The 3,035-nt window shown below is 45.9% G+C and carries 4 protein-coding genes; 3 read left to right on the top strand and 1 reads right to left on the bottom strand.

Going from position 1 to position 3,035, the window contains the following annotated elements; translation table 11 throughout:
• The 3 genes from L0J61_RS10280 to L0J61_RS10290 form a co-directional block, all read left to right on the top strand.
• On the top strand, positions 1-883 hold an 883-nt coding region (locus tag L0J61_RS10280; protein WP_301466350.1), incomplete at its 5' end, for a homoserine kinase.
• Positions 884-935: 52 nt separating this feature from the next.
• Positions 936-1,262 (top strand): hypothetical protein, encoded by a 327-nt coding sequence (locus L0J61_RS10285; RefSeq protein ID WP_301466351.1) that lies wholly within the window; start codon positions 936-938, stop codon positions 1,260-1,262.
• Positions 1,263-2,192, top strand: a complete 930-nt coding sequence (locus tag L0J61_RS10290) for a class II glutamine amidotransferase (protein ID WP_301466352.1) — start codon at positions 1,263-1,265, stop codon at positions 2,190-2,192.
• Between the two features lie 34 nt (positions 2,193-2,226).
• Here L0J61_RS10290 and L0J61_RS10295 read toward each other — a convergent pair whose 3' ends face one another.
• Entirely contained in the window at positions 2,227-2,790 is a 564-nt protein-coding gene (locus L0J61_RS10295; protein WP_301466353.1) for a YchJ family protein, read from the bottom strand.
• Positions 2,791-3,035: the final 245 nt, after the last annotated feature.

The following is a 3,035-nucleotide window of genomic DNA, read 5'->3' on the forward strand; positions in this document are numbered from 1 at the left end:
TTATGTCATTCACTATGAAGGGAAGGCGATTACCTTAGTGCCTTGCTTAGCAGGATCACACCCGCAGGAGACGACTCAAGCGATGTGCCAAGATATTGGTGCTGCATTGGCGACATTGCATGAGACGTTGCAAGCGCTACAACCTAGTGAGGAGTATGGCGTGCCTTTGTACCCATGGGATGAAGTGCGCGATCGAGAGATGAAATTCATGCCGGGCGATGAAGCCAAATTGATGAATGATATTTGGTGCAGCTATTCAGACTTGCCGTTGTCAGCTTTGCCACAAGGCTTGTGTCACCTAGATATGTTTGCAGATAATACGCTGTGGAATTTATCTTTAAACCATAGCCAAAAAGGCGAAGATCGTTTGACTGGCTTGTTGGACTTTACCGAAGTGAGTGTCGAGCATTATGTGATGGATATTGCGATTACCATCAATGACTTTTGTACCACTTGGGGTGATGCTGATCAAGGCGAGTTGGTGAATTTCGATCGTCGTAAGATGGCTGCTTTTTTGCAAGGCTATGAATCAAAACGTTCACTTAGCAGAGATGAGAAACGTGCCCTACCAGTGATGCTTGCCAAGGCAGCCGTGATTTTTTGGCTACTGCGCCTCAATGTCATTCATTACAATCGTACCGAGGGACGTACAGGCGATAATATCATGGTCAAAAACCCCGATCTTATGAAGCGCCTTGCCGCCTACCACTGGGCGCATGTCGAAAAAGTGCAAAGTACCGTATTTGTGTTGCTGGACATGCAGAAAGACAATCAAATAGTCGGCGTGTTTAGCGATATTATGCAGGCTGAGCAAGCACGCGATAGTGTCGGTAACGACAGCGACCTTATTATCCAGAAACATACGCTCGACCAATTATCCTAAGCATGGCTTATCTTATCCATCTATGCTTATATTAATACAATGAGGCAACCCTATGAGCAATCAAGTTGATAACTGGCACAAACTGGCACGCTTTGATACCAATATGCAAGGTGAGCTACATGCTAACCTACTGCGTAACAACGGTATTAGTGTCTCTCTACAAGCACTGAGTGCGATGCCTGGCATGAACTCAGGGATCGTCATGTGGGTGCAGGATACTGATTTAGTGCATGCTAAAGATATCTTGGGCAGCATTGATACAGGTGGCGAAACGCCCTACGAAATGTTTGATGAATCATCAGAAGAAACAGATTCTAACACTGCTTCACACTTTGCAAAAGCTGATAACAACGCTGATAATAACGGTGGAAACTTATAAATGTGTCAACTCTTAGGAATGAACTGTAACACCCCAACTGATATCGGTTTTAGCTTTGCAGGATTTCGTAAGCGTGGCGGTATGACCGATAGCCACGAAGATGGTTTTGGTATTGCATTTTTTGAGCGTAATGACTGTCCTAAGCGTGACGATGACGACACCAGTAATATCGATGCGGAGAACGACTCAACCGGGCTGCGATTGTTTCATGACAACCGTCCAAGCCACCGCTCGCCTGTGGCTGACTTGGTCAATAACTATCCGATTAAAGCCATGAACGTCATTGCGCACATTCGTAAAGCCACGCAAGGGCAGAACTGTCTGGCCAACACGCATCCATTTGTGCGTGAGGTTTGGGGAGAGCAGTGGGTGTTTGCGCACAATGGACAGATGAACCGAGAATTTGTGAAACGCTGTCGGCGCTTGCAAGCCAACGGCAATGCCTCGTACTGTCAACCAGTTGGCTCAACAGATTCTGAGCTGGCCTTTTGCTATCTCGTCAATCGCCTAAAAAGCAGCTTCAAGTCGCGTCCTGATGACAAAACGCTGTTTAACTTTTTGACCACGCAATGTCGTTATTTATCTGCTAATGGACTATTTAATTGTTTGATATCAAATGGTCGATGGCAGCTGGCGTATGCCGGTAGTTTGTTGTTTTATCTCACGCGTAAAGCGCCATTTGGTGAAGCAAAATTGGCTGATGATGACGTAGCGATTAATTTTGGCGACGTGACTACCGATGCGGATAAAGTCACGATTTTGGTCACTGTGCCGTTGACTGAAAATGAGAAATGGCAACAGCTAGCAGTCAATGAGTGCTTAATATTTCAAGATGGTGAGGTCATTTATAAAGACAGTCCAAGCCAACGTAAGTTTTTGACGGTTGAAGAGGGTATTGCGATTGCACGGGAAGTTGGGGCGAGTGTTTAGAGCGGGCAGTTAGGCAGTTATTTGGCGGCTCTGATCAAATATACCCACCACAACAGCGCTTAAACTTCTCGCCCGAGCCACAAATACACGGCTGCTTTTGGGTGACAGACATCGCCATCGTTGGGTCTAAAAAGTACCAACGTTCACTTTGTTTTTTATCAGCAGCAGTGTTGTCTTTTATTTTTACAAAGGCAGACAGCTCATGATGCGCTTGCAATCCCTCTGGCGTCTGAAAGTACGCCTGAAACTCGACCTGCGCATGCCTTTTGCCTAGCTTTGGTGTGTGCTTGACGATATTTAGCCCCGCCCAGCTCGTGTCTTTTGCCCACTGCTCAATCGCCTGAATATCGAGCAGTTTTTGCTGTGCGGGTAGAGTGGTTTTGACGATGTATTCTGGTTTTACCAATACAAAAGCACTGTAGCGCGTGCGCATCAATCGTTCCGCAGTATCAGCAGTTACGCTATTGGCTGTATCAACACCTTCGCCAAAAAAACCGTCATGATAAGGCTGACAACAGTCTTGATACGTCGGTAGTGCGGTACTAGTTTTTGCGTGAGGATTGACTTGGCAAGGGCAGGGTTGTAGGGATGATTCCATGAGTGACTCTATCTTCATTCGTTATAGTTTCGACACCGTATCTATAGTCAGTCCAATATAAAAAAGATACATCGAGACTGGGATAAGTTTTGTGCAGCCTCTGTCTGCGTAGGTACAGCAAGCCAGAAAAACTGATACCAGCTTCGCATTACTAGACACTGTATCGGTTTGACTGCGTATCAACTATAGCTTATTAGGACTTACGCAAAACCAGAGATATATTGCCAACCTAAAGCATAGCGTAG

Source organism: Psychrobacter sp. (assembly GCF_030457785.1).
GTDB lineage: Bacteria > Pseudomonadota > Gammaproteobacteria > Pseudomonadales > Moraxellaceae > Psychrobacter.

What these genes read in the sequence shown, in the direction of transcription:
- L0J61_RS10285 (WP_301466351.1), top strand. Translation starts at nt 936, where the DNA reads ATGAGCAATCAAGTTGATAACTGGCACAAACTGGCACGCTTTGATACC.
- L0J61_RS10295 (WP_301466353.1), bottom strand. Translation starts at nt 2,790, where the DNA reads ATGGAATCATCCCTACAACCCTGCCCTTGCCAAGTCAATCCTCACGCA.
- L0J61_RS10290 (WP_301466352.1), top strand. Translation starts at nt 1,263, where the DNA reads ATGTGTCAACTCTTAGGAATGAACTGTAACACCCCAACTGATATCGGT.